The sequence below is a fragment of the Flavihumibacter petaseus NBRC 106054 genome, from assembly GCF_000974785.1.
Taxonomy (GTDB): domain Bacteria; phylum Bacteroidota; class Bacteroidia; order Chitinophagales; family Chitinophagaceae; genus Flavihumibacter; species Flavihumibacter petaseus.
Window position 1 is genome coordinate 383,969 of the sequence record NZ_BBWV01000003.1, and the last position, 20,598, is coordinate 404,566.

Annotated in this window: 19 protein-coding genes; 10 read left to right on the forward strand and 9 right to left on the reverse strand. The window is 48.2% G+C overall.

Going from position 1 to position 20,598, the window contains the following annotated elements:
• Nucleotides 1-2 precede the first annotated feature (2 nt).
• Entirely contained in the window at nt 3-677 is a 675-nt protein-coding gene (locus FPE01S_RS17030) for a dioxygenase family protein (protein WP_052955936.1), read from the reverse strand.
• Between the two features lie 166 nt (nt 678-843).
• Here FPE01S_RS17030 and FPE01S_RS17035 point away from each other — a divergent pair, with 166 nt between their 5' ends.
• From FPE01S_RS17035 to FPE01S_RS17045, 3 genes are read left to right on the forward strand one after another with little or no spacing between them, the layout of a single operon-like run.
• A complete protein-coding gene (locus FPE01S_RS17035) occupies nt 844-1,869 on the forward strand; it encodes a sensor histidine kinase (protein WP_169749187.1) in 1,026 nt (341 codons plus the stop codon).
• Nucleotides 1,866-2,585 carry a LytR/AlgR family response regulator transcription factor gene (locus FPE01S_RS17040; protein WP_046370244.1) on the forward strand — a complete coding sequence of 240 codons (720 nt, stop codon included), beginning with the start codon at nt 1,866-1,868 and terminating at the stop codon, nt 2,583-2,585. Before FPE01S_RS17035 ends, FPE01S_RS17040 begins: the two co-directional genes overlap by 4 nt.
• Before the next feature lie 31 nt (nt 2,586-2,616).
• Complete coding sequence (locus tag FPE01S_RS17045) at nt 2,617-4,296, forward strand: glutamine--tRNA ligase/YqeY domain fusion protein (RefSeq protein ID WP_046370245.1); 1,680 nt, start codon at nt 2,617-2,619, stop codon at nt 4,294-4,296.
• A 21-nt stretch (nt 4,297-4,317) separates the two neighbouring features.
• Here FPE01S_RS17045 and FPE01S_RS17050 read toward each other — a convergent pair whose 3' ends face one another.
• Complete coding sequence (locus FPE01S_RS17050) at nt 4,318-5,655, reverse strand: amidohydrolase (RefSeq protein WP_046370246.1); 1,338 nt, start codon at nt 5,653-5,655, stop codon at nt 4,318-4,320.
• 44 nt (nt 5,656-5,699) lie between these two features.
• Here FPE01S_RS17050 and FPE01S_RS17055 point away from each other — a divergent pair, with 44 nt between their 5' ends.
• Nucleotides 5,700-6,161, forward strand: a complete 462-nt coding sequence (locus tag FPE01S_RS17055) for a fasciclin domain-containing protein (RefSeq protein WP_046370247.1) — start codon at nt 5,700-5,702, stop codon at nt 6,159-6,161.
• Nucleotides 6,162-6,163: 2 nt separating this feature from the next.
• Here the strand turns inward: FPE01S_RS17055 and FPE01S_RS17060 are convergent, their stop codons facing one another.
• Nucleotides 6,164-7,735: an acyl-CoA mutase large subunit family protein gene (locus FPE01S_RS17060; protein WP_046370248.1), complete on the reverse strand. Its 1,572-nt coding sequence runs from the start codon at nt 7,733-7,735 to the stop codon at nt 6,164-6,166.
• A 10-nt stretch (nt 7,736-7,745) separates the two neighbouring features.
• Nucleotides 7,746-8,264: a DUF7935 family protein gene (locus tag FPE01S_RS17065; protein ID WP_046370249.1), complete on the reverse strand. Its 519-nt coding sequence runs from the start codon at nt 8,262-8,264 to the stop codon at nt 7,746-7,748.
• A 69-nt stretch (nt 8,265-8,333) separates the two neighbouring features.
• Here FPE01S_RS17065 and FPE01S_RS17070 point away from each other — a divergent pair, with 69 nt between their 5' ends.
• The gene (locus FPE01S_RS17070) at nt 8,334-8,678 is read left to right on the forward strand and encodes a HesB/IscA family protein (protein ID WP_046370686.1); all 345 of its coding nucleotides are present in this window, start codon (nt 8,334-8,336) and stop codon (nt 8,676-8,678) included.
• 72 nt (nt 8,679-8,750) lie between these two features.
• On the opposite strand, the gene secDF is transcribed toward FPE01S_RS17070, so the two are convergent.
• On the reverse strand, nt 8,751-11,867 hold the full coding sequence (gene secDF / locus FPE01S_RS17075; RefSeq protein WP_046370250.1) for a protein translocase subunit SecDF: 3,117 nt from the start codon (nt 11,865-11,867) through the stop codon (nt 8,751-8,753).
• Between the two features lie 259 nt (nt 11,868-12,126).
• Between secDF and FPE01S_RS17080 the strand changes: the two genes are divergently transcribed.
• The 3 genes from FPE01S_RS17080 (at nt 12,127) to FPE01S_RS17090 (ending at nt 15,712) form a co-directional block, all read left to right on the forward strand.
• Nucleotides 12,127-12,861 (forward strand): DUF4397 domain-containing protein, encoded by a 735-nt coding sequence (locus FPE01S_RS17080; RefSeq protein ID WP_046370251.1) that lies wholly within the window; start codon nt 12,127-12,129, stop codon nt 12,859-12,861.
• A gap of 59 nt (nt 12,862-12,920) precedes the next feature.
• A complete protein-coding gene (locus FPE01S_RS17085; protein WP_046370252.1) occupies nt 12,921-14,111 on the forward strand; it encodes a pyridoxal phosphate-dependent aminotransferase in 1,191 nt (396 codons plus the stop codon).
• Nucleotides 14,112-14,254: 143 nt separating this feature from the next.
• Nucleotides 14,255-15,712: a WD40 repeat domain-containing protein gene (locus FPE01S_RS17090; RefSeq protein ID WP_157474073.1), complete on the forward strand. Its 1,458-nt coding sequence runs from the start codon at nt 14,255-14,257 to the stop codon at nt 15,710-15,712.
• Here FPE01S_RS17090 and coaE read toward each other — a convergent pair.
• From coaE to nusB, 4 genes are read right to left on the reverse strand one after another with little or no spacing between them, the layout of a single operon-like run.
• Nucleotides 15,697-16,311 carry a dephospho-CoA kinase gene (gene coaE, locus FPE01S_RS17095; RefSeq protein ID WP_046370254.1) on the reverse strand — a complete coding sequence of 205 codons (615 nt, stop codon included), beginning with the start codon at nt 16,309-16,311 and terminating at the stop codon, nt 15,697-15,699. The two genes, FPE01S_RS17090 and coaE, sit on opposite strands and share 16 nt — an antisense overlap.
• Nucleotides 16,311-16,652: a preprotein translocase subunit YajC gene (yajC, locus tag FPE01S_RS17100; RefSeq protein ID WP_046370255.1), complete on the reverse strand. Its 342-nt coding sequence runs from the start codon at nt 16,650-16,652 to the stop codon at nt 16,311-16,313. Before yajC ends, coaE begins: the two co-directional genes overlap by 1 nt.
• Nucleotides 16,653-16,678: 26 nt before the next feature.
• Nucleotides 16,679-17,113, reverse strand: a complete 435-nt coding sequence (locus FPE01S_RS17105) for a DUF1573 domain-containing protein (protein ID WP_052955937.1) — start codon at nt 17,111-17,113, stop codon at nt 16,679-16,681.
• Nucleotides 17,114-17,143: 30 nt separating this feature from the next.
• Complete coding sequence (nusB, locus tag FPE01S_RS17110) at nt 17,144-18,067, reverse strand: transcription antitermination factor NusB (protein ID WP_046370256.1); 924 nt, start codon at nt 18,065-18,067, stop codon at nt 17,144-17,146.
• Between the two features lie 300 nt (nt 18,068-18,367).
• On the opposite strand from nusB, the gene FPE01S_RS17115 reads away from it, so the two are divergent.
• Complete coding sequence (locus FPE01S_RS17115) at nt 18,368-18,649, forward strand: co-chaperone GroES (protein ID WP_046370257.1); 282 nt, start codon at nt 18,368-18,370, stop codon at nt 18,647-18,649.
• A gap of 34 nt (nt 18,650-18,683) precedes the next feature.
• On the forward strand, nt 18,684-20,318 hold the full coding sequence (gene groL, locus FPE01S_RS17120) for a chaperonin GroEL (RefSeq protein ID WP_046370258.1): 1,635 nt from the start codon (nt 18,684-18,686) through the stop codon (nt 20,316-20,318).
• The last annotated feature ends 280 nt before the right edge of the window (nt 20,319-20,598 follow it).

Genomic DNA, 20,598 nt, shown 5'->3' on the forward strand with positions numbered 1-20,598 from the left:
AGCTATTTATTCGGATATCCGTCAATATTTTCACCCAGTACAATATCTCTTTTTGCCAGCAGCATACCATCTTTGCCTGACAGGGTGATGATGCCATTGCCACCTTTTGGCAGGGTTCTTTCCCTGCTGTCCGGGCCTGGTAAATAAGGGTCACCAGTAAAGAGAAATTCGTCTATCCAGTAAGCAGTTAACCCCGGCTCCTTAATGGTGATATGAATATGTGCCGGATTATTGCTTTCAGGATAGGGTGCAGGCTTCAGCGTGTAAAATGAATAGTGCCCCTGGTTGTCCGTCCGTACCCAACCCCGTAAATCACCATGCCGGCTGCCTTCTCCCTTTCTTTTTCCGGCATTGGGATAAACACCCTGTTGATTGGTGTGATAGATATAAATGACTATACCCGGAGCCGGTGTCTGGCGGTCGGCATGAACTACCCGGCCGGTGACCAGAAGCCTGGGCCCTGCGGATTGAAAATCCGGAAGTGTATCAATCGCATCCAATAGCCGGAAAGGTAAAGGGCATTCATAAATAGCATCACATCCTTCACAGCGGCCACCTACCTTCTTGTCCCGGGGATCGGGCTCATTCGTAGCCGCCTGCTGATCTCTGACCGGCAGCAGGAATAACCAGGAGATAAAGCCTACAATGGCTGCGGGGATGGCAATATATCTGATCATGGCGGTTAATTTTTCTCAAAGCTGGCAGATCCCGGGCGGCCGGGAAAATTGTTTACACGCCCGGAGGGTATTTGTTGACGAATGGATATTGCTGCAGTTGGTCAAGCATTCAGTGCCGGTTGTGGAATATTGTTTGCGACCTGCAATTCGTACCTTTAATTCGGGCATGTTTCCGGGAACGATAAATAAAAAACAGGTTGCCCTGCATCTGTCGGGCTGGCTATTATTGCTTGCTGTCTGGTACTTTTTGCGTTACGAAGATTTTTCCAGCCCGGGCCTGGCATTCCGCATCACGCTTCTGAAGGTTGCAGACCTGGCCATTATGGTCTACATCACCAACTACCTGCTGCTTCCCAAACTGCTTTACAGGAAGAAATACCTGCTGTTTTTTCTGTCTTACCTGGGAATGATTGTGGCGAGCAGCCTGTTTAAAATGAAGGCCATCGGTGTATTGATGCATCATCCGGATGTATTTGACATTGCCGGAAATCTGAAGGCAAGGATTTATGACAATTTCCTGCCGCATTTTTTCCTGGTGACGGCAGGTGCCGCCTTAAAGCTCTGGTTTGATCATAACCGTATGCAAAAACGCATGGCGGATCTTGCCCGTGAAAAAGCGGAAGCTGAGTTACATTTTCTGAAATCCCAGATCAATCCTCATTTCCTTTTCAATTCGCTGAATGCAGTGTATTTCCTGATCAATAAAGACAATACCGACGCCAGGAAAGCGCTGCACACTTTTTCTGATATGCTCCGTTTTCAATTATACGGAACTGGTGAAGACCGGATATCGATCGAGCAGGAGATCGCCTACCTGGAAGATTATATTGCCTTGCAACGGCTTCGATTAAATGAAAACAACAGGATTGCCTTTCACAAATCACCCGGCCTGACGGGTTATAAACTGGAACCCTTCCTGTTGCTGCCACTGGTGGAAAATGCTTTTAAACATCTGTCGCATTTCGGACCGGAACAGCTGAATGAAATTTCACTGGATCTTTCCTGCCGTGACGGGAATCTGTTGTTCACAGTGGAGAATACCCGTGAGGCGATTGCTGCAAACGGGTCGGCGGGAGGTATTGGTCTTGCGAACGTACAGCGACGGTTGCAGCTATTGTATCCCGGTAAACACAGGTTGCTGGTTGACGACCAGCCAGATCGTTTCAGAATTCAAATGGAAATCCCGGTATGATCAACTGTATCGTGATAGATGACGAACCGCTCGCCAGGCAAGGTCTGGCGGAATATATTGCAGAAGTCGATTTCCTGCGGCTGATAGGTGTTTACGATCAGGCCCTGAAGGCGATGGAGGCATTGGAATCAGGGGAGGTGAAGCTGATCTTCCTGGATATCCAGATGCCAAGGATCACCGGTCTGGACTTTCTGCGCAGCCTAAAACAAGTGCCACCGGTCATCCTGGTAACGGCTTACCCGCAGTATGCCCTGGAAGGATTTGAACTGCATGCCCTCGATTATCTGGTAAAACCTGTATCGTTTGAACGCTTTCTTCAGTCAGCCTTAAGGGCTAAGGAATATTATGACTGGCGCCAGGAAAATAGTGGCAGCCCTGCACAGGCGGCAACTGACGGATTCTTCGTAAAAGCGGATAATAAACTGGTAAGGATCCGGTTTGATGCCATCCTGTTTGTAGAAGCACTTCAAAACTATGTTGTCATTCATACAACAGATGGGAAATACATTACATATCTGACGTTCCGGTCTGTTGAGGAATTCCTGCCTGCCGATCAGTTTGCGCGTACTCACAAGTCTTACCTGGTGGCCCTTGATAAGGTAGACAGCATTGAGGGGAATGAATTGCGGTTAAAAGGGCACCCGGTTCCTGTAAGCAGGCAGGAGAAAGACCAGTTATTGGAGAAGCTGTTAAGGGGGAAATTTTTGAAAAGATAGTAAATTCGTCCCTCAAAGGATTTTACCCAATATGACGGAAATCAAGAAGGAAGAAGAGAAAAGCCTCAATTTTATTGAAGAGATCATTGAATCCGACCTGGAGTCGGGTAAATATAAGCAGATTGTAACCCGGTTTCCCCCGGAACCTAACGGGTACCTGCATATCGGGCATGCGTCGAGCATCTGCCTGAATTTCGGACTGACAGCGAAATACCCTGGTTATACTAATCTCAGGTTCGACGATACCAATCCGGTGACGGAGGATACGGAGTATGTGGAAAGCATTAAGGGAGATATCCGCTGGCTGGGATTTACCTGGAAAAATGAATTGTATGCATCGGACTATTTCGGACAATTGTTTGAGTTTGCCGAATTGTTGATCCGGAAGGACCTGGCTTATGTGGATGATTCAACGTCGGAAGCGATTGCCGAATTAAAAGGTACACCTACCCATCCGGGTGTGAACAGCCCTTTCAGGTCGCGCTCGATCGACGAGAACCTGGATCTTTTCCGCAGGATGAAAGCAGGGGAGTTCCCCGATGGCAGTAAGACGCTTCGTGCCAAAATCGACATGGCGCATCCCAATATGCTGATGCGGGATCCGATTCTTTACCGCATCAAACATGCCCATCATCACCGTACGGGTAACGAATGGTGCATCTACCCGATGTATGATTTTGCCCATGGGCAGAGTGATTCCATTGAGCATATTACCCATTCCCTCTGTACACTGGAATTTGTGCCGCACCGTGAGTTGTATGACTGGTTGATTGAAATGCTGGGCATTTATCCGTCCCATCAATATGAGTTTGCCCGTCGCAACCTCAGCTATACCGTCACCAGCAAACGTAAACTGCTCCAGCTGGTCACCGAGAAACATGTTACAGGGTGGGATGATCCGAGGATGCCAACAATTTCTGCCATGCGCCGTCGCGGCTATACGCCGGAAAGCATCAGGAATTATTGTGACAGGATAGGCATTGCCAAGCGAGACAATCTTGATGATGTGTCGCTTCTGGAGTTCTGTGTGCGAGAGCATCTCAATAAAATCGCGTTGCGCAGGATGGTTGTTTTTGATCCTCTGAAAGTGATCATAACCAATTATCCGGAAGGCAAGGTGGAGCATATGTCCAGCGAAGAGAATCCGGAAGCTGCGGAAGGTGCAGTACGAGATGTCCCCTTCAGCCGTGAATTGTATATCGAGCGTGAGGATTTCCTGGAGCAACCGCCAAAAAAATTCTTCCGGCTGGCTCCGGGACAGATGGTTCGATTGAAAAGTGCCTATATTATTCGTTGCGACGAGGTAGTGAAAGATCCTTCCGGAAAAATCACTGCCCTTCACTGCAGTTACATTCCTGAAAGCAGGAGTGGATCGGATACATCAGGTATTAATGTGAAAGGAACTTTGCACTGGGTGAGCGTACCTCATGCAGTCAGTGCTGAAGTGAGGCTTTATGACCGGCTGTTCCGCGTGGAAGATCCGGGGAATGAAGAAGGCGATTTCAAGGATTTCATCAATCCGGATTCCCTGGAGACCATCAGTCACGCCTACGCTGAGCCGGCATTGCTGCAAAGCAAATTTGACGAGCGTTACCAGTTTCTCCGCAAGGGATATTTTGTGCTGGACAAAGACAGCAGCGAGGAAAACCTGGTGTTCAACAGGACAGTCACACTGAAAGATGCCTGGGCGAAAGAGCAGAAAAAATCCTGATCATAGCGGCGTGCCGGCCAGTCAGAATCCTTTCCTGGATTGCTGGCCGGACGCTTCCTGTACCACTGTGGGATAGTCGAATACCAACTGGCAGAAGGCTTTTACACCAACATCCAGTTGACTGTCATCGATATAAAAATCCGGTGTATGATGCCCACCGGCTTTGGAAGGATCCATTCCTTTTGGCATACCCCCCAGGTTGAAGAATAGTGCTGGTGCCTTCGTTCCGAAAAAAGAAAAATCTTCCGATCCGGTAGTCCAGTTCTGGGCAGCAACTTTGTCTTTTCCGGCCGCCCTGACCAGCGAAGGAATCATCAGGCGTGTCAAGGTTGAATCATTGTAGGTTACCAATGTTTTGTTATCTATGGAAACCTCTACAGTAGCACCAGAAGCTTCAGCAATCTTTTCTGCGGTCTTCTTCAGGCGTTCATGCACCTCACGTTGCATCTGGGCATCCAGCGTGCGGATCGTGCCTTCGAGCACAGCTTCTTCAGGGATGATATTGTTGCGTACGCCACTGTGAAATTTGCCCACGGTGATCACTACGGGAGCCCTTACAATATTCTCCTGCCGGCTTACAATGGTCTGCAGGCCATTGATAATTTGTGTACCGATTACAATGGGATCAATGCTGTTCCAGGGTGCTGAGCCATGTGCCTGTTTGCCTTTGATCCGAATCGTAAACCAATCTGAAGATGCCATGAATGCGCCTGGTTTATACCGGAGATTACCGGTTTCGAGGGCACTGGAAATATGAAGTCCGAAGATCGCATCCACTTTCGGATTGTCCATCACGCCTTCCTTTACCATCAACGGAGCACCGCCTTCTTCTGTTCCCGGAGGGCCTTCTTCTGCCGGCTGGAAGATGAATTTGACAGTTCCCCTGATCTCTTTTTTCATGGACGCAAGAACTTCGGCAGTGGCCATGAGAATTGCCACATGACTGTCGTGGCCGCAGGCGTGCATTACCGGAACTTCCTGTCCCAGGTAATCAGCTTTTACTGTGGATTTAAACGGAAGTGTGTTGCGTTCTTCAACCGGCAGGGCATCCATATCTGCTCTCAGCGCAATAACGGGGCCGGGCTTATCACCTTTCAGCAGTCCGATAACACCGGTAAGGGCAACTTTGGTTTGTACTTCAATTCCCAAAGACCGAAGGTGATCAGCCACCATAGTCATGGTGTTGACCTCGCGGTTCGACAACTCCGGATGCTGGTGGATGTACCTGCGCCATTCTATCAGTTTAGGCAGCATCGCGGTTGCTTTTGTTTGAATCTGCTGGTTAATGGTTGATTGCGCAACAGTAACCTGTACAGCGCTTCCCAGCAACAGGACCAACAGGCTTGCGGTAAATTTCATGCTTGGGGATTGTTGCAGTAAATTAGGGAATTAATAAAAAGGATATGCGAAAATTCGTGGGCGGGTTGTTGTTGATGATCATGATGGTGACCGGTTGTCAGCCCTCCCTTCGATCTTTGGAAACAAACAGCAACCTTTTGGGTAAGCTGGGCAACCACGCAGAACTGGTGGCATTTGAAGGGTTACTGAATAAGGTACCGAAAGTGGGCAAGTATCTCGGAGGAAAAAAGATGATTACCGTGCTGGCTCCGAGCAATGAAGCAATTGCTGCATTGGGCCAGGATACGCTGCTGGCTTTGACCGCAAACAAAAGTGGTCTTGAAAAACTTTCTGCCGTGCTTTCCGGTCATATTTTACAGGGAAAGCATACTATAGCTTCTCTTGACTCATCAAAACTGGTCAGCGTTAACGGCAGGCCTGTCAATTTGAATGGGATAAAGGTAATTGGTAATCCTATCGTTGCTGATAATGGGGTGATGCTGGTAGTTGACGGAATTATCCGGTAAAACTATCCCTGGTGGTGCTCCCCGAATACTCCCCGCAACTCGTCAGCGATTTCTCCGAGTGTACATTTTTTCTCAATTGCTTCAATAACTGTCGGCATGAGGTTTTCCCCTCCGGCTGCTTTGTCGTTAAGTTCCTGGAGAACACGGTCTACCTGGGCCGGATCTCTTTGCTTCCTTAATTCAGCAAGTTTTTGGATCTGTACCTGGCGGATACTGTCATCCACTTTAAAAACAGGAATGTCTTCCTTCCCTTCGATCTTAAAACGATTAACGCCTACCACTATCTTGTCTCCGGTCTCAATCTGGCGCTGATAGGCAAAGGCACTACGGGCGATCTCTTCCTGGATAAAACCTTCCTCCAGGGCTGATACGCTTCCACCCATAGCGTCAATTTTCGCGATAAGGTCCCAGGCCTGCTGTTCCACTTCGTTTGTCAACGCTTCGACGAAATAAGATCCTGCCAATGGATCAATCGTGTCTGCAACCCCGCTTTCGAATGCTATCACCTGCTGGGTTCTCAGGGCAATGCGGGCTGCATCTTCAGTAGGAAGACTCAGTGCTTCATCGAAGCCATTGGTGTGCAGTGACTGCGTACCTCCTAGAACTGCTGCGAGTGACTGCACCGTAACACGGCTGATATTATTCATGGGTTGCTGGGCGGTTAGTGTGCTGCCTCCGGTCTGGCTATGGAAGCGCAGCATCATTGCGCGTGGATCAGTGGCCCCCATCGATTGCATGATTTGTGCCCACATGCGCCGTGCCGCCCTGAATTTTGCAACTTCTTCAAACAGGTTATTATGGGCGTTAAAGAAAAATGACAACCGTTTTCCGAGTGTATTGATATCGAGTCCTTTTTCAAGCGCTGCCTGTACATAGGCTTTCCCGTTACTCAGGGTAAATGCAAGTTCCTGAACTGCTGTGGAACCCGCCTCGCGGATATGGTAACCCGAAATAGAGATGGTGTTCCATTTGGGTACTTCATTACTGCACCACTCAAAGACATCGGTAATGATCCGCATGGATGCTTTGGGCGGGTAGATAAAAGTACCACGTGCCGCGTATTCTTTCAGGATGTCGTTTTGTATAGTGCCGGAAAGTTTCGACAGGTTGGCACCCTGTTCTTTCGCCATGGCGACGTATAGTCCCAGCAGTATGAAACCTGTAGCATTGATGGTCATTGAGGTGCTGACCGTTTCCAGGTTGATGCCGTCAAAAAGGGCATGCATGTCCATGATACTGTCAATGGCAACGCCAACCTTCCCTACCTCTCCTTCGGCAAGCGCGTGGTCACTGTCGTAACCAATCTGTGTGGGAAGATCGAAAGCCACGCTCAGGCCCATAACCCCTTGTGACAGCAGGTAACGGTATCGTTGGTTGGATGCCTCGGCGGTGCTGAATCCCGCATACTGGCGCATCGTCCAGGTTTTGCCGCGGTACATGTCTTCCTGGACCCCGCGGGTAAACGGAAAATGACCGGCATCGGGTTCATCCGGCACGTGCAGGGGAACGTCGCTGGCATGATAGATCTTTTTGATCTCTATGCCGCTATCGGTGAAAATCTTTTTTTCAGACATGGGCCTTTATTTAGGCCATCAGTTTCCGCGCTTCATGGCTCAGGGCTTCCTGTACCAAGGAATGCATGGATCCCTGTGGTTGATTCATGATGAATTCTACAATCTTCCTGTTCAGTTCAGGGCCGGTAGTTTCAGGCGGCATGATAGACGCAATCTGATTGATGATATGGATATTCTGTTCCTTGAGACTGCGGACGGCTTCCCAGGCTTCATTGGAAACATAAATCTGCTGCGAAAGGTTATAATCATACTCCTGGCGGATCGTTTGTGTGAGCAGCGCCTGCATGTCGCGCAGGTTCAGCCCGGGTTCATTGCTCCGGCTGATCAGGTTGGGCAATGCAATTCTTTCGGCAAGTATCACCAGTCTTTCATAGGCCTGGAGTTTCAGTTGTTTGGCATTCAATTGGTCAGGGGCAGCGCCTGCTGCCTTGTTTTCGGTCTTTTTATCCTTCATGTAGAAAAAGAAATAAAGTCCGGCTATGATCACCAGCAGGCCAAAAGCAATCAGGAGCATCGTGGTAGTATCCATTTTTTTAGGGCGATTTGCCAACAAATATAGCGGTTTGATGTTTTTAGTATTTTTGTAAAAATGTATTCAATGGAAACTTTGGTTCAGGCGCCGGTTTCTTTCACTCCCGGTGCAATAGAAGAGATCAGAAATTTAATGGCGGCCCCGGGGTTTGATGCCAGTCAGCAGCTCAGGGTGGGTGTGAAGGGAGGCGGTTGTTCCGGGCTCAGTTATATCCTGGGTTTTGATGCGCCGCAGGAGTCCGACGACCGGTTTGAGGTAGATGGTGTGCCTTGTATCATGAACAAATCACATGGTATTTACCTGATGGGAATGGAAATCGACTGGCAGGATGGCCTCAATTCCCGCGGTTTTACGTTCCGGAATCCGAACGCGAGCAAGACCTGCGGTTGCGGAACCAGCTTTGCCGTTTGAACCTATAGGTTAGTCAGAAATTATAAGAGCCCGATCATTGATCGGGCTCTTTCTATTGGAATAGGCTGGAAATTATCCTTTTGCTACAGCAGTGTTGTTGGTTGTGCTGCTGGTGGCAGTTTCGATTTTGGACTCACCCAGCGGGCGGTCTTTGGCGAAATCCACGAGGATGGGGGCAGCAACAAAGATGGAAGAGTAACAACCTGTAAATACACCGATCAGCATCGCGAATGCGAACCCTTTTGTTACTTCTCCGCCCACCAGGAACAATACCAGGATGGTCAGGAATACGGTAACGGAGGTCATGATCGTACGGGTCAGGGTATCATTGATTGATTTGTTGATGATTTCGGCTTTGCTTGCTCCTTTCATCAGGTGGCTGTTCTCACGCACCCTGTCAAATACAATCACCGTATCATTCATGGAGAAGCCGATCACTGTCAGGATCGCAGCAATAAAGTGCTGGTCTATCTCCAGGGGGAAGGGAACGATGTTCTTGAAGAATGAGAAAACAGCAAGGGTTACCAAAACGTCGTGCAACAACGCCACAATGGTTCCCAGGGAGTATCTCCAGTCGCGGAAGCGAATGAAGATATACAGGGCGATCGCGAGCAGTGACCAGAATGTTGCCCATTTGGCGCCTGCTTTCAGGTCATCGGAGATGGTAGGGTCAACGCGTTTGCTCGCCTGCTTGTACTTGGTATTGAATACTTCGGGTGTAGTGTTGGCTGGCAGGAATGGTTTCAGTCCCTCAAACAGGGTCGCCTGAACTTTTGCATCGGCTTCCGGGCTGGTTTGCTCAACCATGTAATCGGTAGTAATATCCAGCTGAGTTGGACCGCCATAGGTTTTGATTACGGGGTACTTGCCAAAAACTTTATCCAGCGCATCACCTACTTCCTGCTGCTTAACGGCGTTCGGGAATTTAACGATATAGGAACGGCCACCGCTGAATTCCACACCTTCATTGAAGCCGTTGAAAATGGCTGCAATACCCAGCAACAGTACAACTCCGGAGATAATGTAAGTCACCTTGCGATACTGTACGAAATTGTATTTCGCATGTTTGAAGATGCTGCGGCTGAGGTTGGTGAAATAATTGAAGTGGCGGTTCTTGTTGGTGTAGAAATCTGTAATCAACCGGCTTACCAGGATACCGCAGAAAAGGCTGAGCAGGATACCCAGGATCTGCGTTGTGGCAAAACCAAGAACCGGACCAAGCCCGAAGTAGAACAGGATGATCGCGGTAAGGAGGGTAGTGATGTGACCATCCAGTACCGGCGCCAGCGACCTGCGGTAACCGTCATTCACGGCCTGCTGGTAACTCTTACCGCGGGTAAGTTCGTCTTTAATTCTTTCAAAAATGATTACGTTGGTATCAACCGCCATACCGATGGTCAGAACGAGACCTGCGATACCCGGAGCAGTCAGCGTGGCATTCAGCGCACTCAGTACACCAATGGTGAAGAGGAGGTTAAGAATAAGAGCGATATTGGCCACCCATCCTGCTGTGTTGTAATAAACCAGCATCAGGACGAAAATGATTGCAAAAGCGATGATGAAGGCAAGTGTACCGCCTTTCACAGCTTCCTGACCAAGGGTTGGTCCAACCACTGTTTCCTGAACGATTTTCGCAGGAGCATCCAGTTTACCGCTCTTCAGGATATTGCTCAGATCCTGACCTTCCTGAACGGAGAATGAACCACTGATCTGGGAATTGCCGCCGGTAATGGGCTCGTTAACGTTCGGAGCAGAATAAACAATATCATCCAGTACGATGGCAATCGCACGGCCAACGTTGTCACCGGTCATTTTGGCCCAGATCTTCTCACCCTGTTTGTTCATCACCATGTTAACAGTGACCTGGTTGGTAAGGGAGTTGAAATCCTGGAATGCGTCTGTGATATATTCACCTTCAAGCTTGGCTTTTTCTGTTCCCTGCTGCTTTTTGATAGCATACAGCGGTACGAAGTCAAGTTCTTTTCCGTCTTTGTCTTTTTCCGGCATGCCGTACAGGAATTTCACATCCCCGGGCATATTGTTGGTTACGGCAGGATTATGCAGGTAAGAGGATACCAGGTTGGTATCTTTTGTAGGAACGAAACCAAGATATGGTGCAAATTCAGGACGGCCGTCTTTGTTGGCATCCTGTGGCGTTACGAAAGAGATAGAAGCAAGGAGCGGGTGATCCTTACGCACTTCTTCTGCTGACTTGGCCGCCATAGCAGTTTTGCTGGTGTCTTTGTTTCCTTTGAGCACATCAGCAAGTGACTTATTGGTAGTGTCTCCAGCTGCTGCAGATTTGGTCGTGTCGATAACAGCAGCTTTTGAAGTATCGCCACCTTTCAGCAACAGGGCCAGTTCTTTGTCAGCTGCTTCAAGGCTCTTATCGAGTTCACCGATATTATAAACTTCGAAGAACTGAAGGTTGGCTGATGACTGAAGGTATTTCCGCACACGCTCGGGATCGGTAGCGCCGGCCAGTTCAACCGTGATGATGCCTTTGTTTTCGTCAAGGCTGATATTCGGTTGTGCTACACCAAACTTGTCGATCCTTTTGGTTAGTACGTCATAGGTCTGTTTCATGGCAGCATTCGCCTGATCACGGATGTATGCAATGACAGACTCGTCGCTGGCATCAATCTTCAGTTTGTTACGGGAGCTGTTGGCAAACAGGGGAGCCATTTTGGCACCCGGGTTTACATCTCTGAACGACTGGGAGAACAAAGTAATGAAGTCAGCGTCAGAGTTTACCTTACGCTTCAGTGCTTCCTCGATTGCCTTTTTCAGGTTGGCATCCTGGGGATTATTGCTGAGGCCGCGGATTAGTCCATCGAGCGCTACATCCATTGTAACGTTGATACCGCCCTGCAGGTCGAGACCCAGCAGCAGTTCGCTTTCTTTGGCTTTTTGGTAAGTGTGTCCCCACCAGGTAATTTTTTCGTTGCGTGTGCTGTCCTGCAGCTGTCTCACGCGGTCTTTTTTAATTTCGGCCAGGCTATCCCGATAGGCAGCCTGCAATTCGTTGTTTCCGGGATACTTTTGCTCGGGTGTAGGGATGGCAGACACATACTTCCGGGCCTTTTCTTCTATGGCTTTTTCGTGTTTGTTCACAAACCAGGTGAAGGAAAGCTGGTACAAGGAAATCAGGATCAGGATAGCAGCAAAAATGCTTACCAGACTTCTCATCGCGTTCTTGTTTCGTTTTTTGTTATTTTTTAAAGAGTGGCAAATATAGTATTTCGGATGAAATATTGGCAGGGTAAGGGTTTTCCGCAATGGTATGGAAGTTTATAATATGTGTAACAGCCAGTACCCAAAGACCCCCGGCAGGCACTGATTACAGGGGTTTTGCAGCGGTTATGTAAACTTTTTGTCATATGGTATAGCTGCGGACGTGACCTTTAAACCGGTACCTTTGCGGCGGTTACGGTATATTTTATTGATTATGATGAGGAATTTTTCTTTTGCCCTTGTTTTTGCACTCGTTTTCATGGCTGCCTGTCAGAAAGATGAAACCACAGAAGGTCCGAAGGCCCGCATTGCGCTGATCAACGCTGCGCTGGACAGTGAGCCTATTTCATTATTGCTTGACGATCAGCCGCTGAACGAGGTACCGGTATCCTTTGGAGAAGCCAGCGGAACGGCAGAAAATGCCTATCTGCCGACGGGGCCGGGGGTTCGTACCACTACCTGGAAAGTGGGAGAAAGCATTGTGGCCGATAATAAATTTCTGGCCTGGTCACCGGGGAAGTACTATACCATGATCCATTATGACACGGCAGTGAATGGTGTTGCCCCCATTTTAATACTGAATGATGATCCGCAACCCAATGACAGCGTGGGCAAAGGGCGGTTTATCAATTGTGTTGCCGGGTCTGACAGCCTGACGCTGTGGCTCATCCGGCCTCTGAACGCAACCCGCAACGATACGACCAGGGTGGCGAGCAAGCAGGTTTGGCTCGGCTTTTCCAACACTTCCAACAACATCAACGGTGCCTACAATGCCACCATACAGCCAAAAGAATATTGGCTTCAATTGCTTTCCCGCGACAGTACGATCCTCTTTCGGGATACGCTTACCTTCCAGTCCAAACAGATGTACACGTTTGTTGGTATCGGAGAAACAGGAGGGACGGGTGCGAAATCACCGCAGGTGAAGCTGGTGTTACAGCCGAAATGACCTATTTTTACCGATTGTCAAGCAAACGATTTTAGAACCAATTATCAGAATCAATTAAAATGTCTCTATCTGCGCGTCTTCAACGATTCAGTGAACCGGAAACACTCCGGATGGCCAAAATGGGCCGGGAATTGCGGGCAAAAGGATTTGATGTGATCGACCTCAGCCTTGGTGAGCCCGATTTCGATACTCCACAACACATTAAGGAAGCGGCCAAGAAGGCCGTGGAAGAAAACTGGAGTCATTATCCTCCGGTAGCCGGTTATCCCGATCTGCGTGAAGCGATATGTACCAAGCTCAAACGTGACAACAACCTGGATTATAAGCCTGAAAATATCCTGGTTTCCACAGGTGCCAAACAGAGTATTGCAAACCTCATCATGGCCCTGATCGACAAAGACGATGAAGTGGTGATCCCGACACCTTACTGGGTTTCCTATTCTGAGATCGTAAAGATGTCGGAGGGTAGCCCTGTGATGATCCGTACCAGTGCTGCTTCGGGATATAAGGTAAAAGCTGCGGAAGTGGAAGCTGCCATCACGCCGAAAACAAAACTTTTTATGTTTTCGTCGCCTTCCAATCCTACCGGGGCTGTTTATACGAAGGAAGAACTGGCCTCACTGGCTGAAGTTTTCCGCCGTCACCCGCAGGTTTACATCATGAGTGATGAGATCTATGAATATATCAACTACAACGGCAAGCATGAAAGCATTGCGCAGTTTGCCGATATCAAAGACAGGGTGGTGATTATCAACGGGCTGAGCAAAGGTTTTGCCATGACCGGTTATCGCCTGGGTTATATTGCCGGGTCTCCGGAAATCGTGAAAGCCTGTGAGAAGATCCAGGGGCAGATCACCAGCGGCGCCAATGCGGTAACGCAAAGGGCAGCCATCACTGCACTGACAACTGATCTTACTCCAAGTATTGAGATGGTGAAGGAGTTTGAACAAAGGAAGAAGGCGATCATGAAGCTGCTGGCTGAGCTTCCTGGTGTTACCTGCAATGAACCTGACGGCGCGTTTTACGTGTTTCCTGATGTTTCGGCTTACTTCGGTAAGTCTGATGGTACTACCACGATCAATGGGGCAGATGAACTTTGTTTCTATATCCTGGAGAATGCCTATGTAACGACTGTTACCGGTAAGGCATTCGGTGAAGACAAATGCATCCGCATTGCTTATACCAACAGCCTGTCTAAGATTGAGGAGGGCATGGCCAGGATCAAAGCTGTACTGGCAAAATTGAAATAACTGTCAGCCGACATAGTGAAGCCGTCCCGACTTTTTGGGACGGCTTTTTAGTTTCCGGCCGGCGCGGTAAATTCTTTCGGGGAGTATACTTGCAGCCTGCTTATTTTCGTTAAACTACATCTGACACAAAACCTTATATACCTATGAACAAGCTTTTATGCCTAGTTCTTGTCATGCTTGCTTTCCTTTCCTGCAGGCGCGATGTTGATAACCCAAATTTTCTGGAAGCCGATAATGTTGCTATTTCAAAATCCAACCGGTCGTCAATTGTCTACATGGCTGTACGCTCGAATGTTGCCTGGCAGGTAATGTTGGCCGAGGAAGACAAAAAATGGTTACAACTTGAGGGATTTTATTTTGGGGAGGATCACGATTCCATTGGGTTTAAGGTGCTTGAAATGAATACAGGGAATGCTGACCGTATTGCCAGAGTTAAGGTGTATTCGCTGGACGACTCGTTTGATAAATCTGTATATGCTGACGTTGTACAACCACGAATGGAGAAAGATATTGTCCGGAATTCATATGGAGGTTCGGGGTTTGATGATTTTTACAATTTCGTACCGATGGACGATGGTGGATTTATTATAGCGGGAGTAACTGAAAGTACGGATGACGATCTTACGGGACTGAATTTCAATGATAGGGGGTACATCAGTTCAAATTGGATATTGCGGACGGATAAGGACGGTAAAATTCTGTGGCAGAAAACTTTTAGAGACAACTCAAAGGCAATAGCGTTCCTGTTGCCCTGTATCTACAGGAAGGACAACGGAAACATTTTAGTTCATGGCTGTGAAGGAAATATTCAAAAAATTCTGGAATTTACTATTGATGGCCAATTGGTAGCTGGTTACCCGGCACCTTCGATTCGTTTTTTTAATACAGATGTGTTTTCAGAAGGAAATAATACCTATACCGGTATTGGCCAAAAGGCATATGGAGGCGGAAAATATGTTTGTAAACTGACCGGTGAGGGTGACAGTGTGTGGGCAATTGAAATTCTTGATATGTCAATTATTCTGGACCTGGCTGCAGCACCGGATGGGTATGTAGCAATTGGTTATAGAACAGACTATACCGGCCTTACTTTGGTTAAAGTCAGCCGTGATGGCAAATTGTTGTGGCATAGAACTTTGCCAGGAGCCTATGCGGGAACGTCAATAGAATATTTGCCGGACGGGACGTTTTTATTGGCCGGCGGTTTCGAGAGAAATGGCTCTGTATGGTACGCGAAAGCAAATTCAGAAGGACAAATTATCTGGATGAAGACTTTACCGCCGAACAGCGGCAGTTGCATTGCAATGACTCATTGCAGTGATGGCAATTTTCTGATGACAGGTAGGGTAACGGGTCCTGTCACACCAAATAGTAGTGCAAGGGGGGGAGAGGATGTATTTGTCCTCAAGTTAAATGCCGACGGCGATATTTTATGGGCGCGAAATCTGGGCACCAATGCATCAGATATTGGATTCAGGATTTTGGAAACCAAACCAGGCAAGTACGCCGTTCTCGCAACAACCCAGGGAAATGGAAATGAAGTAATCAACCCGTTTTCTGATAGTTCCAGTGATGGCTGGTTGTATCAGTTTTCAGAATAAACCTGCGGAGATTTGTTGAGAAATTGCATGTGAAGACGGAGCACCTGCGGCGTAACCAGGTGCTGGTCGTCATTGGTAATAACATAATCGCACAACTTCATTTTCAGCGATTCATCCAGCTGGTTTGACATCCGCCGGATTACCTCTTCTTTTGTTACGCCATCTCTTTTCATGGCACGGTGCAATCGCAATGAATCTGGAGCAAAAACACCAATGATTTTGTCAAGGCCGGAAGTGCTGCCGGTTTCAAAAAACAGTGCCGCTTCCTTGATGGCATAGGGATGGCCGGCTTTCTCCTGCTGGTCAAACCAGTTTTCGCCAAAGGCAATCACAGCGGGATGAACAATAGCATTATAGGCCGCCAGGAGCGCCTGGTCGCCGAAAATTTTGGTAGCAATGAAAGCTTTATTGGGAAGGTTGTTCTGGTAGGCAGCTTCACCTAATAATCCAATGATGGCTGTACGAAGGGCAGGGTCAGCTGATATTAATGTTTTAGCGGCAGTATCTGCATGATAAACCGGAATGCCAAGGGTACTAAAAACCCTTGCCACGATTGATTTACCACTGCCGATACCGCCGGTTATCCCTAAACGTAGCATTATTTTTTATCCGCAATGTTGGCGGCTGCTTTGTTCACGTTTTGTGTCCATTCCAGCGACACGGCAGAACGCTCAATTTTCATGTAAGAACCCGGACTAACTTCCATTTCGATGGTACCGTCTTCATTTACCTTATTCACTTTTCCGTGGATACCGGCGATGGTAACGATCCGGTCACCCTTCTGCATATTGTCCTGGAATTGTTTGGCTTGCTTGGCTTTTTTAGCCTGGGGACGGATCATGAACAGCCAGAAAACGAGGATCATGCCACCCAGCAGCAGAAGAGAGTAAGTGCTGCCGGCACCGCCTGCGGGGGCCTGAAGAAATACGAGATGATTCATGTTGTTATGGTTTGAAAAAATGATTATCAGGGCTCTACTACTACCACCTTGAAATGCAATTCATGGGAAGTGCCACCAAAGGTATTGGCATTGACGACAATAGACTTATTGTTGACACCCACCCGGCCACCGGACTGGAACGTGCCTTTGATCACCCCCTCTTTTCCTGGCATGATAGGTTCTTTCGGTGGTTCAGCTACCGTGCATCCGCAGCCTGGCCGCACCGAAGCAATGATCAGGGGCTTATCGCCGGTATTGCGGAAGCGGAAAGCAACCGGCTGATCCGTTCCTTCAGTAATTTGACCGAGGTTCAGATCTTTATCCAGCCATTCGATCCGGGTAAATTTTGAACTGTCCTGTGTGTCGGTCACCGCCATCCCCGCATCGGCTTTGGGGCTGTTCGGGAGTGTATTTGCCTTGGTGTCCGGGCCGTTTTGGCAGGCCATAACTGCAAACGCCATTATAGCAACTAATAATTTACCAGTCATGCCTTATTTTTTATAACTCACTTTATGCAGCCGGTCGTCGCGCTGCAGGTCCTTGTGAATATTGTCCAGGATGCCATTTACGAACTGGCCGCTTTGGTTCGTACTGTATTCTTTTGCAAGGTCGATATACTCATTGATCGTGACCTTGGGTGGAATCGTTTCAAAATAGAGGAATTCGCATACGCCCATTTGCATCAGGATCATATCCAGGGTAGCAATGCGTTCCGGATCCCAGTTCTTCAATTTGGGTTTGATCAGGTCGAGGGTTTCCTCTTTTTTGTCAAGCACTGTAAGCAGCAGTTCCTTTGCAAACTGGGATTTTTCACTGCTGAGGATTTTGGAAAAATCAAAGGACCCGGGCTTATTCAGGTATTGTTGCACCAGCTGGTTGACCATTTCGCAGTCGTCGTCCCAGTTGTTGAAATGTTCTTCCAGGTGGCTGGTAAAAGCCTCATTGGAGATCATCAGGTTTGCATATATATATTCTACAATCTCATTTTCCGTCTTTTGATCACGGCCTTCCTGATGAATATAATGCTGGTAAACAGGTGTAGCGACGAGTTCGAGGTAGAGCTTTCGCACCAATTCCTTATCCAGGTAACGATCTACTAATCCATCCCGGATAGCACCCTGGAGGGAGATATCCTCCAGCATTTTCCAGAGAAGGGTGTTTCCGGCGATTTTGATGTTTACACTAAGATCTTCTGCAGACGGCAGGTGTTTAGCTGCCCGGTTTTTGGCATCGGTTTCGGCGTAACGGAGTACTTCCGTCAGGAAAAAAAGGATATAAGACAGCAGTTGACGGGTGTTGTCAAACTGTTTGTTCAATAATTTAGTGGGTTCTCCGGGTTTCACGGCCTGGTCCAAAGCGTCAAGAGAATAGAGCGTTTGCATTACTTTGACCCGGATGATTCGTCTGCTGAGCATGCCTCCAAGAACTTTGTTGAGTCGGCAAAGCTACAGGATTTCAGGGGGGTAGCCAAAAGGACGGTAGTTAAAACCTCTGGGAGCAGGTTTGGTACAAAATGGCCGAACAATGGTAGTCACTGGCTGAAAAATTGACATTTCGGCTTGTTGTCGGGAGCCGAATGGGTCTTAATACGCATTCCGACTGAAAAAATGACCTTAAAAAGGCTGAAATATTGGATTGGCATGTATTTCGTTTAGCTTTGCGAGCCTTCGGAGCTCAAGCTCCTGATCATTTTTCATTAATTAAAACCAATCAATATGGCCAAGAAGTTAAACATTACTCCTTTGCACGACAGGGTGGTGGTGAAACCTGCACCTGCCGAAGAGAAAACTGCGGGAGGCATCATCATTCCCGATACTGCCAAAGAAAAGCCGCAACGTGGCACAGTAGTAGCCGCCGGTCCTGGCAAGAAAGATGAGCCGACACTTGTGAAAGTGGGCGACACCGTACTTTATGGCAAATATGCCGGAACTGAGCTTCAGCTCGAGGGCGGCGACTACCTGATCATGCGGGAGAGCGACATCCTCGCAATCGTTTAATTTTTCCTAACAACAACTACAAAACAGCTATACAATGGCAAAACAGATTTATTTCGACATCGAAGCCAGGAACCGGATGAAGAAAGGGGTGGACACTTTGGCCAACGCGGTTAAAGTAACCCTCGGACCCAAAGGCCGTAACGTGGTGATCGAAAAGAAATTCGGAGCACCTGCTGTAACCAAGGACGGTGTTACCGTAGCTAAAGAAATCGAACTGGAAGACCCGATCGAGAATATGGGTGCCCAGATGGTGAAAGAAGTTGCGAGCAAAACTGCTGACGTTGCCGGTGACGGTACTACAACAGCTACTGTTCTGGCTCAGGCAATCATCACTGAAGGACTCAAGAACGTAGCAGCAGGTGCCAATCCGATGGACCTGAAACGTGGTATTGACAAGGCAGTAGAAAAAGTGGTTGAAGCGCTTCAGGCACAAAGCCAGAAAATCGGTAACGATACCAAGAAGATCGAAGCTGTAGCTACAATCTCTGCCAATAACGATCCCGAGATCGGAAAGCTGATTGCTGAGGCAATGGCTAAAGTGGGCAAAGACGGGGTTATCACCGTTGAAGAAGCAAAAGGAACTGACACTACAGTTGAAGTGGTTGAAGGTATGCAATTCGACCGCGGATATATCTCTCCCTATTTCGTTACAAACAGCGAGAAAATGGAGGCAGAATTGCAGAATCCCTATATCCTGATCTACGACAAGAAGATCGGTGCTATGAAGGATATCCTGCACATTCTTGAAAAAGTTGCGCAGGGTGGCCGTCCGCTTGTGATCATTTCTGAAGATCTCGAAGGGGAAGCACTCGCTACACTGGTCGTAAACAAACTGCGTGGTACGCTGAAAGTGGCTGCTGTTAAAGCGCCCGGATTCGGCGACCGTCGCAAGGAAATGCTCCAGGATATCGCGATCCTGACTGCTGGTACAGTGATCAGCGAAGAGCAGGGTTTCAAACTGGAGAACGCTGACCTCAGCTATCTCGGCGTGGCTTCTTCCATTACCATCGACAAAGACAATACCGTTATCGTTGGCGGAAAAGGCAAAAAAGATGATATCACGAAGCGCATCAACCAGATTAAAGCTCAGATCGAGTCTACTACATCTGATTATGACCGTGAGAAACTGCAGGAGCGCCTCGCGAAGCTCAGTGGTGGTGTTGCTGTACTGAATGTTGGTGCAGCCACTGAAGTGGAAATGAAAGAAAAGAAAGACCGCGTTGACGATGCCCTGCACGCTACCCGCGCTGCCGTTGAAGAGGGAATCGTTCCCGGTGGTGGTACTGCTTTCATCCGCGCAATCACTTCCCTCGACGGATTCCGCAGTTCAAACGAAGACGAAAAACTGGGTGCCCAGATCGTTCGTCGTGCACTGGAAGCTCCGCTCCGTATTATTGTTGAGAACGCCGGCCTGGAAGGTTCTGTAATCATCAACCAGATCCGTGAAGGAAAAGGCGACTACGGTTTCAACGCCCGTACAGAGAAATTTGAGAACCTCCTGAAAACAGGTGTTATCGATCCAACCAAGGTGGGTCGTGTTGCCCTGGAACATGCTGCGTCTATCGCAGGTATGCTGCTGACTACTGAGTGTGTGGTAGCTGACAAGCCTTCCAAAGAGGCTGCACCTGCTATGCCGCACGGTGGTGGTATGGGAGACATGGGTTACTAATCCATTGATTATCATTGAAAAAATATAGAGAGCCATCCTTCGGGGTGGCTCTTTTCGTTGCGTAATGCCAACGATTGGTGTTGCCGGGATTTATTCTTTATTGTATTGACTATCAATGTAATATTAAGATCCCTGAAATGTGTTTTTTTCTGGAATACACAACCAGTTCTGCATTTTGTTAATTAACCAGGTGCCACCCTTCGATTAAAATATGTACTTCCATAGGTAAGGCCCCGGCGGCTACCCATCCCTGCTATTTACATGAGTTTGATGTTGTAAC